We start from the raw sequence: 21,490 nt of genomic DNA, 5'->3' as shown, positions 1-21,490 counted from the left end.
AGGCGTGCGGGTGGCACATGGCCGGAACTCAGCGCCCCATGCGCCCCGCGTTGACCACGAGTTCGGCCAGCTCGGCGTGGCAGATGTCGCTGTGCGCCCCCGAAGGGGCCCCGCCGCGCCGCACCACGGAACCGGCGTCCACGCTGACGCACCCCGTCGCCGGCATCCCCTCGCGCAGCGCCGCCTCCAGGGAGAGTCGCGGCGCGCCCGGCACCGCCTGCACCCCGTCGTGCCCGATCGCGCCCCACCGTTCGTCGAAACCGAGCAGACCGGCCGAATCCCCGGCCATCCGGGAGGCCAACGGATAGAACACCTTCAGGGCCGAGTCGTACGGGGAATGGCAGGCGACCACCGGTCCGTCCACCCGGCCCTGGAGCCCGCGCAGGGCACCCCCGTGCCCCCTGTCGTGCGGCAGCCGGTCGCAGAACGCGTAGTGGGAGAAGGCCCCCTGGAGCAGGGTCAACGACGCCACGTACCGGGCCCCGTCCGGCACCGCGCGCAACGAGAACGAGACCAGACGGGCCCCGAAACTGTGGCCGATCAGATGGATCCGCAGGGCCGGGCGGGCCGCCGCGAGCTCCGCCAGTACCGGGCCCAGGCCCCGCTCGCCGACCACCCCGGCCCGCTTCTTCATCTGGTAGTACGAGGCCTGCCGCAGCAGCTCCTTCGCACCGCCCCACAATCCGCGCAGCCCGCCGCCAAGGGCGAAGTCGGGCCCGTCCCCGGAGCCCGGGGGCGGGCCACCCGCCTCGGCCAGCGCGAGCGCGAGCGCCCGGCACACCTCCACGACATCGCCCGTGAGGAGGGCCGGGACCTCCCCGGGTGCGGTCGCGGGCCCCCCGTCCACCCCGGAGAGCCGCCGTACGAGCGCCCCGAACTCCCCGAACGCCGCCTCCGACTCCGGCCGCTCCTCCAGCAACTCCGCCACCCGGTCCAACTCCGCGCCGCGCCCCGGCCAGAACCGCCCGAGCGCCTCACGGGTGGCGGGGTCCAGCGCCGTACCGAATCCGGGCTCCGCGAGCGCGCCGGGCGGGTCGAAGTCCGGTATCGGCTCGTCGGAGAACCGGATCGAAGGCCATACGACGCCCACGTACCCCAGCCGCACCCCCGGCCCCACCAACCCCGGGAAGGGGGCGAAGAAGCGGTCGTAGAGCCGGGTCGCCGTGGACCGGTCACTGTTCCAGCCGTGCGCGAAGACCAGCAGGTCCGTGGCCTCCATCCGCTCCACCGGGCCGTACGTGGCGCGGTCCACGTCCCCGTCGGAGTCGAAGATCAACTCCGCGTACGGCCCGACACCGATGCCTGCCCCGAACCCTGCCCCGATGCCTGCCCCGAACTCCGCCCCGATACCGGCCGCGCTCTCCGCCATGAGGTCCCCCTCCATGCCGTGCATCCGTGTATCCGCGCATCCGCTCATCCGCTCGACCGCGAACGCCGTTGGATCCCGCCGGCTCCAGCATCCTGCGGCCGTCCCCGCCCGGCCAGACCCGTGACGCCACCGTCTCAGCCGTAGAGCAGGTACTTCCCGCGCACCGCCTCGAACCGGGCCAGCCCCGCCGCCCAGTCGCCCGCGATCTCCTCCACCCCGGCCCCCGCGTCCACCATCGTCCGCACCCGGTCCGAGCCGGTGAGCTTGTCGATCCAGTGGTCCGCGCGCCAGCCGAAGCCGCTCCACACGCGGCGCGCGGTCACCAGCAGTCCGATCCCTGCCCGGACCGGGTCGAAGGCCTCGCGGTCGTGCACGATCAGCCGGACCCCGCCGCACAGCTTGCCCACGTGCTTGGAGAAGGTCGGGGTGAAGTACGCCTCCCGGAACCACACGCCCGGCAGCCCCAGCGCGTTCGCCGACTCCGCCCACCGCCGGTCGATCCCCTCCGCGCCCACCACCTCGAACGGCGTCGTCGTCCCGCGCCCCTCGGAGAGGTTCGTCCCCTCGAACAGGCAGGTGCCGGTGTACGCGAGTGCCGTGTCCGGGGTCGGCACGTTCGGGCTCGGCGGAACCCAGGGCAGCCCCGTCTCGCCGAAGAAGGACCCCCGGCGCCAGCCGGACATCGCCACCGTCCGCAGCCTGACCGGATCGCCGCTCAGGAACTCGCCGTTGAAGAGCAGCGCCAGCTCGGCCACCGTCATCCCGTGCGCGAGCGCGATCGGCTCCCGGCCCACGAAACTCGCGTGCGCGCGCTCCAGCACGGGCCCCGCCGCCCGCCGGCCGCCCACCGGATTGGGCCGGTCCAGCACCACCATCGCCTTGCCCGCGAGGGCGGCCGCGCGCATGCAGTCGTACAGGGTCCAGATGTAGGTGTAGAAGCGTGCCCCGACGTCCTGGATGTCGAACACGACGGTGTCCACCCCGGCCGTCCTGAACACCTCCGCCAGCCGCTCCCCGCTCTTGTCGTACGTGTCGTACACGGGCAGCCCGGTCGCCGGATCGCGCCCGGCGCCCTCCGAACCGCCCGCCTGGGCCGTGCCCCGGAAGCCGTGCTCGGGCCCGAACACCGCAACCAGGTCCACCCGTTCCTCGGCGTGCAGTACGTCGACCAGGTGGCGGGCGTCCGCGGTGATCCCGGTGGGGTTGGTGACCACCCCCACCTTCTGCCCGGCCAGCAGCCCGTACCCGTCCGCGGCGAGCCGTTCGAAGCCGGTGCGCACCCGCTCCGCCCGGGGCGCGGCCGCTCCGATCGCTCCCGCGGCCCCGGCCGCCCCCGCCAGTCCCAGCAGCCCCCGTCGCGACAGACTCATCCCGTCACGCTAGGCCGTCGCTTCCGGATGTCGCCCGACCCGCGCCGCCCGGCACCGAAGCTCGCCGTATTGGCGGAGCGGCCGAGTGCGTCCGGTACGAGGGCGCCGCGGCGACGCGCCGATCCACCACGGCACCGGACGACGAGGTCTCGACCGGCAGGATCGGGAAGAGACGGCCCGGGCGTAGGCCCCCTTCCACCGCGACATACCGACTGGTTAGTCTGCCCGGCATCGGCAGTCGGCGTCCGTCCCCGAAGGGTGATCCCGTGAGCGCGTACCAGGACCAGCGAGTCGTCGTCACCGGCGCGGGCGGCGGCATCGGTGCCGCCCTCGCCCACCGCTTCGCGGCCGAGGGGGCCACGGTGGTGGTCAACGACCTCGACCCCGCCAAGGCCGCCGCGGTGGCCGACGGGATCGGAAGGCTCGGCGCCCGGGCCATCGCGGTGCCCGGTGACGCCTCGGCGATCGTGGCCGAGGCCCGGGAGGCGCTGGGCGGGACGGTCGACGTCTACTGCGCCAACGCCGGACTCGCCTCCGGCGGCGACGCGTTCGCCGACGAGGCCGTCTGGGAGGCGGCCTGGGACGTCAACGTCATGGCGCACGTCCGCGCGGCCCGGCTGCTGCTGCCGCACTGGCTGGAGCGGGGCAGTGGCCGCTTCGTCTCCACCGTCTCGGCCGCAGGGCTGCTGACCATGATCGGAGCGGCCCCGTACAGTGTCACCAAGCACGGTGCGCTCGCCTTCGCCGAATGGCTCTCGCTGACCTACCGCCACCGCGGTGTCCAGGTCCACGCCATCTGCCCGCAGGGAGTGCGCACCGACATGCTGACCGCCGCGGGCTCGGCGGGCGAACTCGTCCTCGCGCCGACCGCGATCGAGCCGGACGCGGTCGCGGACGCACTGTTCGACGGCATGGAGAAGGGCCGGTTCTTGATCCTCCCGCACCCCGAGGTGGCGGACTTCCACGCCGCGCGGGCCACCGACCCGGACCGCTGGCTGAGCGGTATGAACCACCTCCAGCGGAAATGGGAAACCCGGTGAGCTCCGACTCCGGCTCCGCCGGCTCCCACTACGCGGCCAAGCCCTGGCTCGGCCTGCTCAGCCCGGCGCAGCGGGCGCCCCTCGCGCCGCCGCCCAGCGTGCTGCACGCCTTCCGGGAAGCCGTCGCCCGGGCCCCCGAGCGGACCGCGCTGGCCTACTTCGACGGCCGGATCGACTACGCGCAGGCCGACGCGCTCTCCGACTCGATCGCCGGCCGCCTCGCGGCGGAGGGCGTCCGGCCGGGGGACCGGGTCGCGGTCATGCTCCAGAACACCCCGCACTTCGTGCTCGCCGTGCTCGCCGCCTGGAAGGCGGGGGCGGTGGTCGTCCCGCTCAACCCGATGTACAAGTCCGCCGAGGTCGGGCACGTCCTGCGGGACTCGGGGGCGGGTGTGCTGGTGTGCGAGGGGGGTGCGTGGGAGGCGTACCTGCGGGGGGCGGTGCGGGGGAGCGCCGTGCGGTTCGTCCTGACCGCGCGGGACACGGACTTCCAGACCCGCGACGACCCCCGGGTCTTCCCCGGCCCCGCCGCCCAGGCGTCCCCGGGCCGGGCCCTCGCCACGGGTTCCCCGGCCCCGGCGGCCGCCCCGGGATCCCGCTGCGCGGAGCCGTCCCCCACCCGCCCTTCCACCGTTCCCGCCTCAGACGCCGGCGCGGCTCCAGCCGACCCGGGGCTCCACCCCCGGACCCCCGCGCCTCGAACGCCGGCGGTGCCGGAGGGTGCTCAAACGCCGACGGGTCCGCAGGCGGCGCCCCCGGAGGCCGGGCGGGACCGGGCCCAGACCCTGACGGGGCCGGGCAGTGCCCTGGCGGGGCCGGGGGATGCCCGGGCGCCGGCGGGTCCGGGCGCGGAGTCCCCGGAGGCCGGGCGGGAGGAGCTCCAGGACCAGGCAGGGCTGAGGCATGCCCAGGTGTCGGCCGGGCCGGAGGCGGAGTCTCCAGAGGCCGGGCGGGACCGGGCCCGGATCCTGGCGGGGCCGGGCAGTGCCCTGGCGGGGCCGGGGGATGCTCGGGCGCCGGCCGGGCCGGAGGGCGGGTACGCGCCGGCAGGCGAGGCGGCGGCGCAGGTGCCCGTGGTGCGGGGCCTGTTCACCGTGGCCCGCCAGGGCCACCCCGCGCCGGCCAACCCGGGGCCGACCGCCGCCGACATCGCCCTCATCGGCTACACCTCCGGCACCAGCGGCACCCCCAAGGGCGCGATGAACCCGCACGGCGCGCTCATGCACAACGCCACCCGCCAGGTCACCGGCCATCCCCTCCCCGAGGGCGCCACCTACTTCGCCCTCGCCCCGCTCTTCCACATCACCGGCATGGTCTGCGAGCTCGCCGCCTGCTTCGCCAACGCCGGCACCCTCGTCCTCGCCCACCGTTTCGAGGCCGGAGCCGTCCTCGACGCCTTCCTCGAACACCGTCCCGCCTACACCGTCGGCCCCGCGACCGCCTTCATGGCCCTCGCCGCCCACCCCGCCGTCACCCGGGACCACTTCGCCTCCTTCCAGGTGATCTCCTCCGGCGGAGCCCCCCTCCCGCCCGCGCTCGTCGACCGCCTGCGCACCGCCTTCGGGTTCTACCTCCGCAACGGCTACGGCCTCACCGAGACCACCGCCGCCTCCGCCTCCGTTCCCGTGCACCTCGAAGCCCCCGTCGACCCGGCCTCCGGCACCCTCTCCGTGGGCCTGCCCGGAGCCGACACCGTCGTCCGCGTCCTGGACGAGCAGGGCGCCGAGGTCCCCTTCGGCGAGACCGGGGAGATCGCGGTCCGCGGCCCCCAGGTCGTCCCGGGCTACTGGGGCCTGCCCGCCGAGACCGCGGAGGCCTTCCCCGGCGGCGAACTGCGCACCGGGGACGTCGGGTTCATGGACGAGGACGGCTGGCTCTACGTCGTCGACCGCAAGAAGGACATGATCAACGCCTCCGGCTTCAAGGTCTGGCCGCGCGAGGTCGAGGACGTGCTCTACGCGCACCCCGCGGTCCGCGAGGCGGCCGTGGTCGGCGTCCCCGACCCGTACCGCGGGGAGAACGTCAAGGCGTACGTCAGCCTGCGCCCGGGGGCCTCGGCCGACCCCGAGGAACTCTCCGCCCACTGCGCCGCGCGCCTGGCCGCGTACAAGTATCCGCGCCGGGTTGAGATCCTGCCTGTCCTTCCGAAGACGACCAGTGGCAAGATCCTGCGACGAGAACTGCGCGACCGCGGCTGAAAAGAGTCGGACGGTCGTACGAAGGACTGTGAAGGGAAGGTCAGCGCCATGGCGGCTGCCAAGACGACGGAGCCCGAGGGCACGCACGAAGCGCCGGTACCGCAGCGGCTGCTGGCCGTCGCCACGCGCCTGTTCGCCGAGCGCGGCTACGACCGCACCTCGGTCCAGGAGATCGTCGAGGCCGCCGGGGTCACCAAGGGCGCCCTGTACCACTACTTCGGCTCCAAGGACGATCTCCTGCACGAGGTGTACGCGCGCATGCTGCGCCTCCAGCAGCAGCGGCTCGACGCGGTGGCCGGATCCGACGCACCCGTCGAGGAGCGGCTGCGCGCCGCAGCGGCCGACGTGGTGGTCACCACCATCGAGAACCTCGACGACGCGTCGATCTTCTTCCGGTCGATGCACCAGCTCAGCCCGGAGAAGTACAAGCAGGTCCGGGCCGAGCGCCGTCGCTACCACGAACGCTTCCGGGCCCTGATCGAGGAGGGTCAGCAGGCCGGGGTGTTCTCCACCGCCACGCCCGCGGACCTGGTGGTGGACTACCACTTCGGCTCCGTCCACCACCTCTCCACCTGGTACCGCGCGGACGGCCCGCTCACCCCGCAGCAGGTAGCAGACCACCTCGCCGACCTGCTGCTTCGCGCTCTGCGTCCGTAGCGGGCGTCCCGTCGAGCGCGGGGTAGTCGGTGTAGCCCTCCGCGCCGTGCACGTGCATCAGGAACTCGGGGCGGATCTCGTTGAGCGGCGCGCCGGTGCGCAGCCGTTCCACGAAATCGGGGTTGGCGAGGAAGCCCCGGCCCAGCGCGATCAGGTCGGCGCCGGCGGCCAGCAGGCGTTCGCCCCGCAGCTTGCCGCCGTCGCCCGCGACCTCCTCGCGGGAGAGCACGGGGTTGGCGATCAGGGTGCCGCCCCAGGCCTTGCGGATCTGCTGGAAGTGGGGCGCGTCCGGGTCCGCGTGGACCTGGTGCAGGTAGGCCGGCCCGATGTCCGCGAGGGCCTTGACCAGCGCCGGGTAGATCTCCTCGGTGTCGCCCTCCTCGACGCCGTTGACGTTCACCCCGGGCGAGATCCGTACGCCGACCCGCTCGGCCCCGACGGCCTCGACGACGGCCCGGACCACCTCGACGGTGAAGCGGATGCGCCCCTCCACGGAGCCGCCCCACTCGTCGGTGCGCAGGTTCGTGTTCCGCGCGAGGAACTGGTGCAGCAGGTACCCGTTGGCGGAGTGCACCTCCACCCCGGAGAAGCCCGCCTCGACGGCGGCCCGGGCGGCACTCACGAAGTCGGCGATCGTGGCCCTGATGTCCTCGGCCGTCATCTCGCGCGGCGTGACGGGATCCTGGAGCCCGAGGGGGGTCTGCATCTGCTCGGGGAACGGTACGGGGGACGGGGCGAGCGGGACGTCCCCGCCGGTGTCCGGGTGCCCGATGCGGCCGCCGTGCTGGATCTGGAGGAACATCCGTCCGCCCGCTTCGCTCACGGCGTCGGTGACCCGCCGCCAGCCGGCGGCCTGCGCCGGGGTGTGGATGCCCGGGATGTGCGGGTAGGTCCGGCCGACGGCGCTCGGAGTGGTGGCCTCGGCGATGATCAGACCGGCGGTGGCGCGCTGCGCGTAGTACGTGGCCATGAGCTCACCGGGGGTGCCGTCGGCCCCCGCACGGTTGCGGGTCAGAGGTGCCATCACCAGGCGGCTGGGGAGCTCCAGGCCGCCGAGGCGGGTGGGTTCGAAGAGTCGGGACGCGGTGGGATCCTGCTTCGTGATCATCATGCGGTTACCGTAGGACCTGACATTGGTGTCAGGTTCAAGGCCAGGGGTGGGCATGAGGATCGGGAAACTCGCGGCGCGGACCGGAGTCAGTGAGCGTTCACTCCGTTACTACGAAAGCCAGGGATTGCTGGCCTCCGACCGGACGCCCGGCGGCCACCGGGACTTCTCGGAGCGGGCCGTGGACCGGGTCATCCGGATCCAGGAGCTCTACGCGGCAGGCCTGAACAGCGCGAAAATAGGCCGGATCCTGCCCTGCATGCGGGACGAGGACGGAGGCCCGTCGGTGCGCGCCACCCCGGGGCTGGTGGCCGAACTCACCGCCGAGCGGGCGCGGATCGACCGGATGATCGACGATCTCGTCCGCTCGCGCGAGGTGCTGGACGAGGTCATCGCGGTGGCGGCGGGCGGCGCCGCCCTGGTCGCGGCCTAGTCAGCCCAGCGGAAGGACCTTGCGGCCCCAGGTCTCCCTGGCCACCGCGGCGAAGGAGATGTACCAGGCGATGCCGGCGCACAGCAGGCCGAGGAAGCCGCCGGTCCGGCCGAGGGCGGCGACCTCGGAGAGGTCGCCCGCCGCCAGGAAGAGGAAGGTCAGGGCGAGCACCGCGAACAGCAGCCGGTGCGCGAGGTCCAGCTTCATGGCGGCGACGGACATGTAGGCGGTGAAGACGAACCAGGCCGCGAGGAACCACCCCGTGGCGACGTGCGCCTGATCGGCCGGCAGCGTCGGGACGACGAACTTCACGTAACCCGCGAAGGCCATCCAGAAGGCACCGTACGACACGAACGCCGTGGTCCCGAAGGTGTTGCCGCGGCGGAACTCCAGCAGGCCGGCGACGAACTGCGCGAGCCCGCCGTAGAACAGCGCGAGCGGCAGCACGACGGCGCCGAGGGCCGCGTTCGCGACGAGGCCCGAGTTGAACAGGCTGAGCACGAAGGTGGTCAGCGCGAACGCGGCCAACCCGAGCGGCGCGGGGTCGGCGGTCGCCTGCGGCGCGGTCGCCTGCGGCGTGCTGACGGGGGTGGCCGCAGGGGCCAGGGCGGAGCTGGGCATGACGAGGTACACCTTCACTGGGGGACAACCCGAACATATCGGACTCCCCGGCCGGCCGGGACCACCAAAGGTCCACCACCTGAGGCCGGAAGGCCCTCGACCCGCCGGTGCCGGGCTCGCCTCCGCACTCCCGCGCTGTCGGGGTCGGGTGTGCGGTGGGGCGCCCCCGCAGGGCGTCGAACGCACCCCGCTTCCCCTTTGCACCCGCTCGAACCGTTCGACGCCCGAGGAGGTGCCCCGGCGCGCGCCCGGCCCCGACGGCCCCTCGCGTGCGGGCCGCCCCGGGGGTGCCGCTGCGCGGAGCGGTCCCCTACCCGCCCTTCCACCGTTCCCCGGGGCTCCGCCCCGGACCCCGCGCCTCAAACGCCGGCGAGGCTGGAGGGTGCGGACCCCGCGCCTCAAACGCCGGCGAGGCTGGAGGGTGCGGACCCCGCGCCTCAAACGCCGGCGAGGCTGAAAGCGCCGGGACTCGGACGCCGGACGGGCTGAACAGCCGCACCCCCGCCGGCGAGGCTGAAAGGCTCGGCCCCGGACGGCGCTCGGCGTCGGAACGCCCGGGGCGCAGCCCGCGGACCCCGCGCGGCGCGCCGCGGCACCCGTCCCGCCGGGAGGCTACAGAACGCGCTTCAGCTCCCGCCGCGCCAGCGACCGCTGGTGCACCTCGTCCGGGCCGTCGGCCAGCCGCAGCGTCCGCGCCGCCGCCCACAGTTCGGCCAGCGGGAAGTCCTGGCTCACCCCGCCCGCGCCGTGCAGCTGCACCGCGTCGTCCAGGATCCGCACCACAGCCCGCGGGGTCGCGATCTTGATGGCCTGGATCTCGGTGTGCGCACCCCGGTTCCCGACCGTGTCCATCAGCCAGGCCGTCTTCAGCACCAGCAGCCGCAGCTGCTCCACCGTCACCCGGGCGTCCGCGATCCAGTTCTGGACGACGCCCTGCGCGGCCAGCGGCTTGCCGAAGGCCGTACGCTCCACCGCCCGCCGGCACATCAGCTCGATGGCCCGCTCCGCCATGCCGATCAGCCGCATGCAGTGGTGGATGCGGCCCGGGCCGAGCCGCGCCTGGGCGATGGCGAAGCCGCCGCCCTCCTCGCCGATCAGGTTCGCCGCCGGCACGCGCGCCCCGTCGAAGACCACCTCCGCGTGACCGCCGTGGTCGTGGTCCTCGTACCCGTACACCGTCATCGCGCGCCGCACCTCCACGCCCGGGGTGTCGCGCGGGACCAGGATCATCGACTGCTGGCGGCGCGGATCGGCGCCCTCCGGATCGGTCTTGCCCATCACGATGAAGATCCGGCAATCCGGGTTCATCGCCCCGGAGATGAACCACTTCCGCCCGGTGACCACGTACTCCTCGCCGCTCGCCGACCGCTCGATCCGGGTCTCGATGTTCGTCGCGTCCGAGGAGGCCACCTCGGGCTCGGTCATCGCGAACGCGGACCGGATCTCCCCGGCCAGCAGCGGCTCCAGCCACTGCTTCTTCTGCTCCTCGTTCCCGAACTGCGCGAGCAGCTCCATGTTCCCGGTGTCCGGAGCCGCGCAGTTGGTCGCCATCGGCGCCAGGTGCGGGCTGCGGCCGGTGATCTCGGCGAGCGGGGCGTACTGGAGGTTGGTCAGCCCGGCGCCGTACTCCGAATCCGGGAGGAAGAGGTTCCACAGGCCCTGACGGCGCGCCTCGGCCTTCAGTTCACCGAACACGGCCGGGGTGTCCCAGGGCGAGGCCAGCCGCGCGCGCTGCTCGGCGGCGACGGGCTCCGCCGGGTAGACGTACTCCTCCATGAACGCGAGCAGCCGCCCGCGGAGTTCCTCGGTCCGGTCGTCGAATGCGAAATCCATGCTGATCGGCTCCTCAGCCTTCCTGGAGGGTGGTCAGTCCGTGCTCGATGAAGACCGGCACCAGCTCGCCGATCCGGTCGAAGCCCGCCCCGACGGTCTGCCCGAGCGTGTAGCGGTAGTGGATGCCTTCGAGGATCACCGCGAGCTTGAACCAGGCGAACGCCGTGTACCAGGCGATGGCGCCGGTGTCCCGGCCGGAGCGGGCGGAGTACCGCTCGATCAGCTCGGCGGGCGTCGGATGCCCCGGCGCACCGCTCGTCGTACTGACGGGCGACTCGGTCAGGCCCAGGTCCGAGCTGTACATCACCAGCAGCCCGAGATCGGTCAGCGGATCCCCGAGCGTGGACATCTCCCAGTCCAGCACCGCCCGGATCGTGTCGTCCGGACCGCCGATCAGTACGTTGTCCAGCCGGAAGTCCCCGTGCACCACGGTCGGCGCGGGGGAGTCGGGCAGCGCCCGGCCCAGCGAGCCGTGCAGCTCGTCGATCCCGGCGAGCTCCCGCCCCCGCGAGGCCGCGAGCTGCTTGCCCCAGCGGCGCAGCTGCCGGTCGAGGAAGCCCTCGGGCCGGCCGAAGTCGCCCAGGCCCACCGCCTCCGGGTCCACGGCGTGCAGCTCGACCAGGGTGTCGACCAGGCCCAGCACCGCGCGACGGGTGCGCTCCGGCCCGATCGCGGCGAGCTGCCCGGCCGTCCGGTACGGCACCCCCTCCACGTACTCCATCACGTAGAACGGCGCCCCCAGCACGGACTCGTCCTCGCACAGCAGCAGCGGCTCGGGCACCGGAACCGCCGTGCCGTGCAGCGCCGCGATGACCCGGTGCTCGCGCCGCATGTCGTGCGCGGTGGCCAGCACATGGCCGAGCGGAGGCCGGCGCACCACCCAGCGGGAGCTCCCGTCGGTGACCTCGTACGTGAGGTTCGAGCGGCCGCCCTCGATCAGCCGGCCGCGCAGTGCCCCGGCCACGAGACCCGGCCGCGCCAGGTCGAGATGACCGCGCAGCCGCTCCAGATCCAGGCCTCTCGGATCGGCTGACGCTGAGGCCGATGCTGACGTCATGCTGCGCACCTCCGTGCGGAGTCGGCGACGGGTGTCCGTGGGTCATCATGCCGACCAGTCGGTATGTCGTCCAGAGCGCGGGCCGAAACGACCCGGGGCCGAGGCGCCCCCGTTGTCGAAAGAACCGCGGGGCTCCCGGCCTCGGGCCCGGCCCGAGGCCCCGCGCCCCGCGCCCCGCGGTTCAGGCGTGGCAGAGGATCGGCGTCCCGCCGTTCATCACCGTCATGTCCCGCAGTACCGCCAGGATGTCCAGCGGGACACCCTCCGGCTCCCCGGCCAGTTCCGAGTACGCCCGGTGCAGGTTCGCCACCAGCCGCTCGCTCTCGCGCCAGGCGGCGAACTCGCCGAGGTCGGCCTGTCGGGCGGTCTCCAGCGGGGTCATCCCCTTGTCCCGGCCCTCCCGGGCGAGATCGGCCACGTACCGCAGATAGCGCTCGGTGGACTCGTAGGCGGACGGGTCGGTCAGCGGGCCGTGCCCCGGCACCACCGTCTCCGCGTCCAGGGAGCGCAGCAGCTCCAGCGCCCGCAGCGAACCGGAGAGGGAGCCCATCGCCAGGAACGGGGTGCCCTCGGCGAAGACCAGGTCCCCGGTGAACACCACCCGCTGCCGGGGCAGCCACACGATCGAGTCCCCGGTGGTGTGGGCGACCCCGGGGTGGAGGACCCGCACCTCCGTCTCGCCGAGGTGCAGGGTCGTCCGGTCGCTGTACGTCAGGTCGGGCGCGGTGATCTCTATCGCGCCGAAGTCCGTCGCGGGCCAGATCATCTCCAACTGGTGCCCGGCTGCGAGCTGCTCGGCCCGCGCGTTCTCGTGCCCGAGTATCAGCGCTTCGGGCGCGAACAGGCTGTTGCCGTAGGTGTGGTCGCCGTGGTGGTGGGTGTTCACCACCGTGCGGGGGAGCGGCACCCCGGCCGACACGACGGCCTCGCGCAGCGCCAGGGCGCGCCGCTCGGTGGCGGCGGTGTCGACGAGGAGGGTGCGTCCGCCGTCGCTCACGAAGCCGGCGTTGTTGAGGCACCAACCGCCGTCCGGCTGCACGTAGGCGTGCACCCCCGGTGCGGGCTGGACGAGGTACGGAGCGTCGGCGGTCATCTGCGGTCTCCCCGGGTCGCGTTGACGGGCGCCTCGAATCCTGCCGGCAGCCGCCGCGCCCGGGGAGGGCGGGTGGGTCAGTGGTCGTCGTAGTGCCCGTCGTGCGCGGCGTGCCGGTGGCCGTCGTGCAGGTAGTCGACGTGGTCCCCGTGCTGCACCGTCTCGTGCCCGCAGTCCGCGCCGTGCGCGTGGTCGTGGCCGTCGTGGGCGGTGTGGCCCGTGGTCTCGCACTCGTCCCAGTGCCCGGAGTGCTCCCGGTGCAGGTGGCCGTCGTGCGCGTAGTCGACGTGGTCGCCGTGCCGGACCGCCCGGTGACCGCAGTCGGCGCCGTGCGCGTGCTCGTGTGTGGCGTGTTCCTGGTGCAGGGTCGTCATGGCGCCGAGGCTAGTGGGGATCGTCCTGCATCATCCCGTAACGCCCCTTGTGTCGTGTTGGTGTCGGGAAGCCCGATCATCCGACGGAAGGGTCAGATGATCACGGTCATCGCGAACAGGGCGAGCGCCACCGTGCACGCGACCGCCGCCACCGCCGCCCGCGGCGCGAGGGTCTGCGGACGGTCCGTCGCCAGCGCCCGGATGCGCCGGTGCGCCACCCACAGGAACAGCAGCCAGACGAGCGCGATCACCGACACCCCGGCCAGCTCCACCGGCGCCCCGGTCCCGCGCAGCGCCTGGCGCAGGGCGAGGAGCGCCACGACCGAGGAGGCCAGCGTCGTACGCCGCCACGCGAGCCGGGTCCGCTCCGGCTGGAGGCCCGCATCGTGACCCTCGCCGTACCTGGTCACGCACTCACCGCTTCGTCCAGCCCAGCAGCACGACCACCACCATCGCCAGCGCCACCAGCCCCACGCCCAAGCTCAGCACCACCGGGAACCGGGACAGCGGCAGGTCGTCGCCCCGTCGCATCGCCCGCTCGCACCGCACCCAGTGGTTCACCGCCCGCAGGGCGCACGCCGCGCCCACCGCGAGGAGCGCGAACGCCATCCCGACCCGGACCCCCCACCGCAGGTCCGGCAGGAACTGGTCGACCGCGAAACCGCCGCCGACCAGGGCCAGGGCGGTGCGGATCCAGGCCAGGAAGGTCCGTTCGTTGGCCAGCGAGAAGCGGTAGTCGGGGGTCTCGCCCTCGTCCCTAAGCTTCGAGGGTGCGAACCACAGGCGCACGTCCTTGACGAAGTCGATCACCCGTCCAATCTACGGGGTGCGCCGCCGCGTCCCCGGAACCGGCAGGGCGCCACGGCCACCGCCCGCCCGCCAGGCCTTCCGCCCGCTACGCCTTCCGCCCCCGGTACTCCTCCAGCCTGCGGTACGCCTCCAGCCCGTCCGGCACCCACGGCCAGTCGCCGCCCGCGACCCGCCGTGCGAGCTCCTCCTCCGTCAGGAAGGCGTGCCACGCGACCTCGGACTCCTGCGGCCGCACGGCAATCTCGCACCGCACCTCGTGCACGTACGACCACCAGGCCCCGCCCGGGCCCTCGTACAGGAACTTGAACAGCGGCTCCGGCTGCGGCAGTCCGCTCACGCCGAGCTCCTCCTCGGCCTCGCGCAGCGCGGCCCGCGCGTAGCCCTCGCCGGCGCCCAGCACCCCGCCCACGAACATGTCGTAGTGCGAGGGGAAGACCAGCTTCGACGCGGTCCGCCGGTGCACGAAGATCCGGCCCTCCGCGTCCCTGGCCAGCACGAACACGCAGCGGTGGATCATCCCCTCCGCGTACACCTCGCCCCGCGGGGCCTGCCCGACGACCCGGTCGTCCCGGTCCACCACGTCCAGTACCTCATCAGCTGCGCTCACAGGGGTCATCCAACCACCGCTGTTGACTGGTTACCGCTCCGTAGCCAAGGATCTGCCCCACCACCGACGTCAGGACGGGACGGGTACACGCATGACGTACGACGCAGACGTGATCGTGATCGGAGCCGGGCTCGCGGGCCTCGCGGCGACCGCGGAGCTCGTCGACGCGGGCCGCAAGGTCATCCTGCTCGACCAGGAGCCGGAGCAGTCCATGGGAGGCCAGGCCCACTGGTCCTTCGGCGGGCTGTTCTTCGTGGACTCGCCCGAACAGCGCCGGATGCGGATCAAGGACAACCGCGAGCTCGCCCTCCAGGACTGGATGGGCACCGCCGGCTTCGACCGCGAGGAGGACGTCTGGGCCCGCCGCTGGGCCGAGGCGTACGTGGACTTCGCGGCCGGCGAGAAGCGGCCCTGGCTGCACGCGCAGGGAGTCCGCTTCTTCCCCGTCGTCGGCTGGGCGGAGCGCGGCGGCTACGACGCCAACGGCCACGGGAACTCCGTCCCCCGCTTCCACATCACCTGGGGCACCGGCCCCGGCCTCGTCGAGCCCTTCGAGCGGAGGGTCCGGGCCGGGGTGGCGCGGGGGCTGGTGCGGCTGAAGTTCCGCCACCGGGTCACCGGCCTGTCCCGGACGGCCGGCGCGGTGGACACCGTGACGGGCGAGATCCTGGAGCCCTCGACCGCCGTACGGGGCACCGCCAGCAGCCGCGAGACCACGGGGGAGTTCTCCCTCCGGGCCCAGGCCGTGATCGTGACCAGCGGTGGCATCGGCGGCAACCACGACCTCGTGCGCGCGCAGTGGCCCGACCGGCTCGGCACCCCGCCGGCGCGGATGCTCTCCGGCGTCCCGGCGCACGTGGACGGCCTGATGCTCGGCATCGCGGAGGCGGCGGGCGCCGCCCACGTGAACAAGGACCGGATGTGGCACTACACCGAGGGCATCGAGAACTGGAACCCGATCTGGGCCAGGCACGGCATCCGCATCCTGCCCGGCCCGTCCTCCCTCTGGTTGGACGCGACGGGCAAGCGGCTGCCCGTACCGCTCTTCCCGGGCTTCGACACCCTCGGCACCCTCGACCACATCATGAAGACCGGGCACGACCACACCTGGTTCGTCCTCAACCAGCGCATCATCGGCAAGGAGTTCGGGCTCTCCGGCTCCGAACAGAACCCCGACCTCACGGGCAAGTCGGTCCGTGACGTCATCGACCGCGCCCGGCAGGCCGTACCGGGCCCGGTGAAGGCCTTCATGGACAACGGCGCGGACTTCGTCGTGGAGCGGGACCTGTCCGCGCTGGTGCGCGGCATGAACGCGGTGACCAAGGAGGACCTCCTCGACGAGGCCGTGGTCCGCGACCAGATCGTGGCGCGCGACCGGGAGATCGCCAACCCCTTCACCAAGGACCTCCAGGTGATGTCGATCCACGGGGCCCGCAAGTACCTCGGCGACAAGCTGATCCGTACGGCCGCGCCGCACCGGATCCTGGACCCCAAGGCCGGGCCGCTGATCGCGGTACGGCTCTCGATCCTGACCCGCAAGTCGCTGGGCGGCCTCCAGACCGACCTGTCCTCGCGCGTCCTGACGCCCGCCGGCGACCCGCTCCCGGGTGTCTACGCGGCGGGCGAGGCGGCCGGCTTCGGCGGGGGCGGCGTGCACGGCTACCGGGCCCTGGAGGGCACCTTCCTCGGCGGCTGCCTCTTCTCGGGCCGCACGGCGGGCCGCGCAGCCGCCACCGCCACTGCCTGACCCCGACCCACCCTCAGCCCTCCGGTCCCCGGGACCCTTCAGCCTCGCGGGCGTCCGAGGCCCGGGCATATCCAGCCTCGCCGGCGTTTGAGGCGCGGGGGTCCGGGGGCGGAGCCCTCGGGTCTTTCAGCCCGTCCGGCGTTTGAGGCCCGGGGCTCCGGGGCGGAGCCCCCGGGTCTTTTCAGCCCGTCCGGCGTTTGAGGACCGCGGTCCGGGGCGGAGCCCCGGGGAACGGTGGAAGGGCGGGTAGGGGACCGCTCCGCGCAGCGGTACCCCGGGGGCGGCCCGCACGCGAAGGGGCGCCGGGGTCGGGCGCGCCGGGGCACCTCCTCGGGCGTCGAACGGTTCGAGGGGGTGAAGAGGGGAAGCGGGGAAGCGGGGTGCGTTCGACGCCTTGCGGGGGCGCCCCACCGCACACCCGACCCCGCCGGCGCGGGAGTGCGGACGGTGCGGGGCGGCCCGGTGGCGCCGACGCCCCGCGCCGCGGCCCGGGCCCGGAGGGCGCCCCGCGGCGAGGCGGAAGCCAGGCGCTCGCGCGACCTACGGCATTCGGCCACCGACGCATACCCGCACCGCCAACCACCACCCGCGCCGTACGACCCGTAGGACACCGGCGGAAGACGGCAGCAGCACCCCCGGGACCCCCGGCCCGCACGGCACGGACTTCCCCGAACCGGCACAACCGCCCCAACTGCCACCGCACACAAAGCAGTTGAAACACGCCACCCGGTGGACTGGACCTTGACTCGGAGCCGGGCCTACCGCTTTGCTGTGCGTGATCACGGGTTCGCTCACCGGCGTGATCCCCCGACCACCCGCGTCCTGGAGGGAAAACCGCGGATGTCCCCGCCTCCGCCGCCCCTCGGCCGCGCCCGCAAGCGGGACGCCCAGCTCTTCGACCCGGCCCTGTGTGACGCCGAACTCGTCGACGTGCGCACGCAGTTCACCCAGGGCCGGTGGGCGAAGGCGCGTTCCCTCCTCGTGGCCACCGGGGACGACTGGGACCGCCGGGGCCACCGCGTCGTCGTCCTCGCCGAGACCCCCGCGGCCACCGCCTGGGCCCGCGAATGGCTCCTCGCCGAACCCGGCAGCGCCGACGCGGCCACCCTCCTCGCCTGCGCCGCCGTCTTCCGCGCGCTGCGCCGCAAGGACACCCCGGCCGCCGCCGAGGAGGCCTGCCGCCGCGCCGCCGCCCTGCTGCCCGCGGACCCCACGCCCTGGCTCGGCCTGCTCCTCCTCTCCCGCGCCTTCGGTACCGAGGAGGAGTTCAGCCGCCACTTCGACCAGGTCCGCGCGCGCCACCGCGAACACCACCACGCCCACCACCTGATGGTCGCCAAGCTCGCCGAACGCACCCCCGGCGCCGGCCACGACCCGCTCCACGAGGTCTACGACTTCGCGGCCTGGGCCGCCGAGGAGGCCCCCGCCGACTCCCCGCTCGCCGTGCTCCCCGTCATCGCGCACGCCGAGCGCTACCGGGTGCTCGCCGCCGCGCACGGCCACACCTTCGGCAGCGACGGCCAGCACTGGTCCGGCCGGCGCGCCCGCCAGGTGCTGCGCGCCGCCTTCGACTGGTGGCTGGAATGGGAACGCGACGACCACCCCCGCAACCGGGTCGACCTCAACTACCTGGCCCACGCCAAGCTCTGCGAGGGCCGCCCCGCCGAGGCCGCCGCGCTCTTCCACCGCATCGGGAGGCACGCGACCCCCGCCCCCTGGTCGTATCCGGACCGGGACCCGCACAAGGCCTTCCTCGCCGCGCGCGGCGCCGCCCTCGGCACCGCCTGACACCCCCGACCACCCCCGAAAGGAACCTGCCATGCCGACGGGCAGCTCCACCACGCTCCAGGACCCGGCCGACATAAGAACGTACAAGGGGACGGACCGCGCCCTGCGGGCCGACCGCCTCGGCACCGCCGGTCTGCTGCTCTCCGTGCTCGCCGCCAGCGCGCCCCTGATGGTCGTCGCCGGTGTCATGCCCACAACATTCGGGGTCATGGGCATCGTCGGCCAGCCCCTCCTCTTCGTCATCCTCGGGATCGTCCTCGCCCTCTTCGGCATCGGCTACGCCGAGATGAGCCGGCACGTCCACAACGCCGGCGCCTTCTACGCCTACATCGCCCGCGGCCTCGGCCCCACCGCGGGCGCCGGCGCCTCCTTCGTCGCCCTCGTCGCCTACAGCGCCATGCAGGTCGGCGTCTACGGCATCCTCGGCTTCGAGGTGTCCAACCTCTTCGCCACCTACCTGAAGACCGAACTCGCCTGGTGGATACCCGCCCTGGCCGCGGTCGCCATCACCGGCGCCCTCGGCTGGCTCAAGATCGACCTCAATGCCAAGGTCCTCGGTGTCCTGCTCCTCATCGAGTGCGCCCTCGTGGTGGTCTTCGACGTCTCCGCCCTCGCCAAGCCCGGCCCCGACGGCCTCTCGCTCCACGCCTTCGACCCCGCGACACTCGGCGGAGCCGGCCTCGGCACCGCACTCTGCTTCTGCATCGCCGCCTTCGTCGGCTTCGAGCAGTCCCCGGTCTACGCCGAGGAGACCAGCAGGCCGCACATCGTCGTCTCCCGCGTGATGTTCCTCGCCGTCGGCTTCGTGGCCCTCTTCTTCGCCCTCAGCGCCTGGGCCCTCACCGTCGCCACCGGCCCCTCCGAGGTCGTCAAGACCTCCGCCGAGGCCGGTCCCGGCCTGCTCTTCCAGCTCACCGGGGACCGCCTCGGCACGGCCTTCACCGACGTCCTGCACGTGCTCTTCGTGACCGGCATGTTCGCGGCCATGCTCAGCTTCCACAACGTGGTCGCCCGCTACGCCTTCGCCATGGGCCGCGAGGGCCTCCTCCCGGCCGCCTTCGGCAAGACCAACGCCGGCACCGGCGCCCCCGGCACCGGCTCCCTCCTGCAGACCGCCGTCTCCGTCCTCGTCGTCATCGCCTTCGCCGCCACCGACGACATGCCGGCCGGCGACCCCACCGCGCCCGTCCTGCACCTGTTCACCTGGATGGGCAGCGTCGGCGCCCTCGGCATCACCCTCCTCATGGCCACCGCCTCCTTCGCCGTCATCGCCTTCTTCGTCCGCCGCGGCACCGCCGGCGCCCAGGTCTGGCGGCTCGTCGCGGCCGGCGCCGCCGGTCTCGCCCTGCTCGCCATCGCCGTCTGGACCGTCAAGGACTTCGGTGTCCTGGTCGGCGCCGAGGAAGGCTCCGCCCTCAGCCGGATCCTGCCCGGCATCATCGGCGCCGCCGCCGTGGCCGGACTGGCTTACGGACTGGTACTGCGCCGCAGCCGCCCCCAGGCACACGCCCGCATCGGCCTGGGCAACGAGGCCTTCCGCCTCGACCAGGCCGCGGCGGAGGCCACCACCGGCAGCTGAGCCCGCACCCCGAAACCTCGGTTTCGAGCGCTGACGAAGCCCCCGACACCCCTTTCCAAGGTCGTCGGGGGCTTCGATGCGTACGGGTGCGATTTTGGCGGGCGGTGGACCCGCATGGTCTCCTGAGGCGATCAAAACACCCGGACCGCCGTACGGGGGAGACCACCCAGCTCCCCCGCGCGGCGGCCCGGTCTGCCTGTCCACCCCACGAAGGCGAAGTCGTACATGACCGACCGCACCCTGGCCGAGGCCCCCGCCGACCCGTCCGCACGCCACACCGACGCGGGCGACGAGGGCTACAGCAAGGACCTCAAGTCCCGCCACATCAACATGATCGCGATCGGCGGAGCGATAGGCACCGGCCTGTTCCTCGGCGCCGGCGGCCGCCTCGCCGGAGCCGGCCCCTCCCTGGCGATCGCCTACGCGGTCTGCGGCGTCTTCGCCTTCTTCGTCGTCCGGGCCCTCGGCGAGCTCGTCCTGTACCGCCCCTCCTCCGGAGCCTTCGTCTCCTACGCCCGCGAGTTCATGGGGGAGAAGGGCGCCTACACCGCCGGCTGGCTGTACTTCCTGAACTGGTCGACCACCACCGTCGCCGACATCACCGCCGCCGCGACCTACGCCCACTTCTGGTCGATGTTCACCGACGTCCCCCAGTGGGTCCTCGCCCTCATCGCCCTCGCCGTCGTCCTCACCGCGAACCTGATCTCGGTGAAGTACTTCGGCGAGATGGAGTTCTGGTTCTCCCTGGTCAAGGTCGCCGCCCTGGTGATCTTCCTGATCGTCGGCATCTGGCTCGTCGCCACCAGCCACGACATCGGCGGCCACACCCCCGGCCTCGCCTCCATCACCGACAACGGCGGCATCTTCCCCGCCGGGATGCTCCCCATGCTCCTGGTCATCCAGGGCGTCGTCTTCGCCTACGCCTCCGTCGAGCTGTGCGGAGTCGCCGCCGGTGAGACCGAGAACCCCGAGAAGATCATGCCGAAGGCAATCAACTCGATCATGTGGCGCGTGGGCCTCTTCTACGTCGGCTCCGTGGTCCTGCTCGCACTGCTGCTCCCCTACACCGAGTACAGCTCCGACCAGAGCCCCTTCGTCACGGTCTTCGACAAGCTCGGCGTCCCCGGCGCCGCCGGCATCATGAACCTGGTCGTCCTGACCGCGGCCCTCTCCAGCCTGAACTCCGGCCTCTACTCCACCGGCCGCATCCTGCGCTCCATGGCCATGTCCGGCTCCGCGCCCCGCTTCACCGCCCGCATGAACAAGGGCAAGGTCCCGTACGGCGGCGTCCTGTTCACCGCCGCCTTCGGCCTGGCCGGCGTCGCCCTGAACAAGTACATGCCCAAGGACGCCTTCGAGATCGTCCTCAACTTCGCCTCGCTCGGCATCCTCGGCACCTGGGCCATGGTCATGCTCTGCTCGCTCCACTTCTGGCGCCGGGCGAAGCAGGGCCGCGTCGAACGCCCCGCCTACCGGCTGCCCTGGGCCCCCTACACCCAGCTCGTCACGCTGGTCTTCCTCGTCACGGTCCTGGTCCTGATGTGGTGCGACGGCGGAGTGGGCCGCACCACCGTCCTCTTCATCCCCGCCATCGCGGCCGCCCTGGTCGGCGGCTGGTACCTGGTCCGCCGCCGGGTCGCGGAGATCGCCGCCTCCCGAGGCTGATCCGGCCCTGCGTACGAGGGGCCCCCCCCCCCCCCCCCCCCCCCCCCGCGGGGGGGGCCCCCCCCCCCCCCCCCCCCCCCCCCCGCGGCGGGCGGGCCCCCCCCGCCCCCCCCCCCGCGAAAAAACCCCGCCCCCCAAGAA

The 21,490-nt window shown here is 73.4% G+C and carries 19 protein-coding genes; 8 read left to right on the top strand and 11 right to left on the bottom strand.

Annotation, left to right across the window (positions count from 1 at the left end):
* Nucleotides 1-28: 28 nt before the first annotated feature.
* Nucleotides 29-1,384 (bottom strand): serine-threonine protein kinase, encoded by a 1,356-nt coding sequence (locus tag ACIQ5Y_RS22535; protein ID WP_403883159.1) that lies wholly within the window; start codon nt 1,382-1,384, stop codon nt 29-31.
* Between the two features lie 119 nt (nt 1,385-1,503).
* Nucleotides 1,504-2,739 carry an exo-beta-N-acetylmuramidase NamZ domain-containing protein gene (locus ACIQ5Y_RS22530; RefSeq protein WP_403883156.1) on the bottom strand — a complete coding sequence of 412 codons (1,236 nt, stop codon included), beginning with the start codon at nt 2,737-2,739 and terminating at the stop codon, nt 1,504-1,506.
* A gap of 266 nt (nt 2,740-3,005) precedes the next feature.
* Here ACIQ5Y_RS22530 and ACIQ5Y_RS22525 point away from each other — a divergent pair, with 266 nt between their 5' ends.
* From ACIQ5Y_RS22525 to ACIQ5Y_RS22515, 3 genes are read left to right on the top strand one after another with little or no spacing between them, the layout of a single operon-like run.
* Nucleotides 3,006-3,779: an SDR family NAD(P)-dependent oxidoreductase gene (locus ACIQ5Y_RS22525; protein ID WP_403883152.1), complete on the top strand. Its 774-nt coding sequence runs from the start codon at nt 3,006-3,008 to the stop codon at nt 3,777-3,779.
* Nucleotides 3,776-5,977 (top strand): AMP-binding protein, encoded by a 2,202-nt coding sequence (locus ACIQ5Y_RS22520; protein WP_403883150.1) that lies wholly within the window; start codon nt 3,776-3,778, stop codon nt 5,975-5,977. Before ACIQ5Y_RS22525 ends, ACIQ5Y_RS22520 begins: the two co-directional genes overlap by 4 nt.
* A gap of 48 nt (nt 5,978-6,025) precedes the next feature.
* Nucleotides 6,026-6,634: a TetR/AcrR family transcriptional regulator gene (locus ACIQ5Y_RS22515; protein ID WP_403883147.1), complete on the top strand. Its 609-nt coding sequence runs from the start codon at nt 6,026-6,028 to the stop codon at nt 6,632-6,634.
* On the opposite strand, the gene ACIQ5Y_RS22510 is transcribed toward ACIQ5Y_RS22515, so the two are convergent.
* Nucleotides 6,573-7,745, bottom strand: a complete 1,173-nt coding sequence (locus tag ACIQ5Y_RS22510; RefSeq protein ID WP_403883145.1) for an alkene reductase — start codon at nt 7,743-7,745, stop codon at nt 6,573-6,575. The two genes, ACIQ5Y_RS22515 and ACIQ5Y_RS22510, sit on opposite strands and share 62 nt — an antisense overlap.
* A 52-nt stretch (nt 7,746-7,797) precedes the next feature.
* Here ACIQ5Y_RS22510 and ACIQ5Y_RS22505 point away from each other — a divergent pair, with 52 nt between their 5' ends.
* A complete protein-coding gene (locus ACIQ5Y_RS22505) occupies nt 7,798-8,175 on the top strand; it encodes a MerR family transcriptional regulator (protein WP_403883142.1) in 378 nt (125 codons plus the stop codon).
* Here the strand turns inward: ACIQ5Y_RS22505 and ACIQ5Y_RS22500 are convergent, their stop codons facing one another.
* The 8 genes from ACIQ5Y_RS22500 to ACIQ5Y_RS22465 all read right to left on the bottom strand — a co-directional run bounded on the left by ACIQ5Y_RS22500 (nt 8,176) and on the right by ACIQ5Y_RS22465 (nt 14,579).
* Entirely contained in the window at nt 8,176-8,796 is a 621-nt protein-coding gene (locus tag ACIQ5Y_RS22500) for an acetate uptake transporter (protein ID WP_403883139.1), read from the bottom strand. It abuts the gene before it with no gap.
* A gap of 612 nt (nt 8,797-9,408) precedes the next feature.
* On the bottom strand, nt 9,409-10,629 hold the full coding sequence (locus tag ACIQ5Y_RS22495; protein ID WP_403883136.1) for an acyl-CoA dehydrogenase family protein: 1,221 nt from the start codon (nt 10,627-10,629) through the stop codon (nt 9,409-9,411).
* 13 nt (nt 10,630-10,642) lie between these two features.
* Nucleotides 10,643-11,686: a phosphotransferase family protein gene (locus tag ACIQ5Y_RS22490; RefSeq protein WP_403883133.1), complete on the bottom strand. Its 1,044-nt coding sequence runs from the start codon at nt 11,684-11,686 to the stop codon at nt 10,643-10,645.
* Nucleotides 11,687-11,867: 181 nt separating this feature from the next.
* The gene (locus ACIQ5Y_RS22485) at nt 11,868-12,779 is read right to left on the bottom strand and encodes an MBL fold metallo-hydrolase (RefSeq protein ID WP_403883130.1); all 912 of its coding nucleotides are present in this window, start codon (nt 12,777-12,779) and stop codon (nt 11,868-11,870) included.
* Nucleotides 12,780-12,856: 77 nt separating this feature from the next.
* On the bottom strand, nt 12,857-13,153 hold the full coding sequence (locus tag ACIQ5Y_RS22480; protein WP_403883127.1) for a hypothetical protein: 297 nt from the start codon (nt 13,151-13,153) through the stop codon (nt 12,857-12,859).
* Between the two features lie 92 nt (nt 13,154-13,245).
* Nucleotides 13,246-13,563, bottom strand: coding sequence for a DUF202 domain-containing protein (locus ACIQ5Y_RS22475; protein ID WP_403883124.1), 318 nt, complete (start codon nt 13,561-13,563; stop codon nt 13,246-13,248).
* Nucleotides 13,564-13,567: 4 nt separating this feature from the next.
* Entirely contained in the window at nt 13,568-13,963 is a 396-nt protein-coding gene (locus ACIQ5Y_RS22470) for a YidH family protein (RefSeq protein ID WP_403883121.1), read from the bottom strand.
* Nucleotides 13,964-14,048: 85 nt separating this feature from the next.
* Entirely contained in the window at nt 14,049-14,579 is a 531-nt protein-coding gene (locus ACIQ5Y_RS22465) for an NUDIX hydrolase (RefSeq protein ID WP_403883118.1), read from the bottom strand.
* A gap of 82 nt (nt 14,580-14,661) precedes the next feature.
* On the opposite strand from ACIQ5Y_RS22465, the gene ACIQ5Y_RS22460 reads away from it, so the two are divergent.
* The 4 genes from ACIQ5Y_RS22460 (at nt 14,662) to ACIQ5Y_RS22445 (ending at nt 21,349) form a co-directional block, all read left to right on the top strand.
* Nucleotides 14,662-16,317: an FAD-binding dehydrogenase gene (locus ACIQ5Y_RS22460; RefSeq protein ID WP_403883115.1), complete on the top strand. Its 1,656-nt coding sequence runs from the start codon at nt 14,662-14,664 to the stop codon at nt 16,315-16,317.
* Nucleotides 16,318-17,157: 840 nt separating this feature from the next.
* Complete coding sequence (locus ACIQ5Y_RS22455) at nt 17,158-18,105, top strand: hypothetical protein (RefSeq protein ID WP_403883112.1); 948 nt, start codon at nt 17,158-17,160, stop codon at nt 18,103-18,105.
* 31 nt (nt 18,106-18,136) lie between these two features.
* Nucleotides 18,137-19,684, top strand: a complete 1,548-nt coding sequence (locus ACIQ5Y_RS22450; RefSeq protein WP_403883110.1) for an APC family permease — start codon at nt 18,137-18,139, stop codon at nt 19,682-19,684.
* 225 nt (nt 19,685-19,909) lie between these two features.
* Nucleotides 19,910-21,349, top strand: a complete 1,440-nt coding sequence (locus tag ACIQ5Y_RS22445) for an amino acid permease (RefSeq protein ID WP_403883107.1) — start codon at nt 19,910-19,912, stop codon at nt 21,347-21,349.
* Nucleotides 21,350-21,490 lie beyond the last annotated feature (141 nt).

This window comes from Streptomyces sp. NPDC096339 (assembly GCF_044762985.1).
Lineage (GTDB): Bacteria > Actinomycetota > Actinomycetes > Streptomycetales > Streptomycetaceae > Streptomyces.
This window is presented reverse-complemented; position numbering and strand designations above follow the sequence as displayed.

Bases quoted from the DNA above. Each gene is read 5' to 3' on its own strand.
- ACIQ5Y_RS22535 (WP_403883159.1), bottom strand. From the start codon at position 1,384: ATGGAGGGGGACCTCATGGCGGAGAGCGCGGCCGGTATCGGGGCGGAG.
- ACIQ5Y_RS22530 (WP_403883156.1), bottom strand. From the start codon at position 2,739: ATGAGTCTGTCGCGACGGGGGCTGCTGGGACTGGCGGGGGCGGCCGGG.
- ACIQ5Y_RS22515 (WP_403883147.1), top strand. From the start codon at position 6,026: ATGGCGGCTGCCAAGACGACGGAGCCCGAGGGCACGCACGAAGCGCCG.
- ACIQ5Y_RS22510 (WP_403883145.1), bottom strand. From the start codon at position 7,745: ATGATGATCACGAAGCAGGATCCCACCGCGTCCCGACTCTTCGAACCC.
- ACIQ5Y_RS22505 (WP_403883142.1), top strand. From the start codon at position 7,798: ATGAGGATCGGGAAACTCGCGGCGCGGACCGGAGTCAGTGAGCGTTCA.
- ACIQ5Y_RS22500 (WP_403883139.1), bottom strand. From the start codon at position 8,796: ATGCCCAGCTCCGCCCTGGCCCCTGCGGCCACCCCCGTCAGCACGCCG.
- ACIQ5Y_RS22495 (WP_403883136.1), bottom strand. From the start codon at position 10,629: ATGGATTTCGCATTCGACGACCGGACCGAGGAACTCCGCGGGCGGCTG.
- ACIQ5Y_RS22490 (WP_403883133.1), bottom strand. From the start codon at position 11,686: ATGACGTCAGCATCGGCCTCAGCGTCAGCCGATCCGAGAGGCCTGGAT.
- ACIQ5Y_RS22485 (WP_403883130.1), bottom strand. From the start codon at position 12,779: ATGACCGCCGACGCTCCGTACCTCGTCCAGCCCGCACCGGGGGTGCAC.
- ACIQ5Y_RS22480 (WP_403883127.1), bottom strand. From the start codon at position 13,153: ATGACGACCCTGCACCAGGAACACGCCACACACGAGCACGCGCACGGC.
- ACIQ5Y_RS22465 (WP_403883118.1), bottom strand. From the start codon at position 14,579: ATGACCCCTGTGAGCGCAGCTGATGAGGTACTGGACGTGGTGGACCGG.
- ACIQ5Y_RS22460 (WP_403883115.1), top strand. From the start codon at position 14,662: ATGACGTACGACGCAGACGTGATCGTGATCGGAGCCGGGCTCGCGGGC.
- ACIQ5Y_RS22455 (WP_403883112.1), top strand. From the start codon at position 17,158: ATGTCCCCGCCTCCGCCGCCCCTCGGCCGCGCCCGCAAGCGGGACGCC.
- ACIQ5Y_RS22450 (WP_403883110.1), top strand. From the start codon at position 18,137: ATGCCGACGGGCAGCTCCACCACGCTCCAGGACCCGGCCGACATAAGA.
- ACIQ5Y_RS22445 (WP_403883107.1), top strand. From the start codon at position 19,910: ATGACCGACCGCACCCTGGCCGAGGCCCCCGCCGACCCGTCCGCACGC.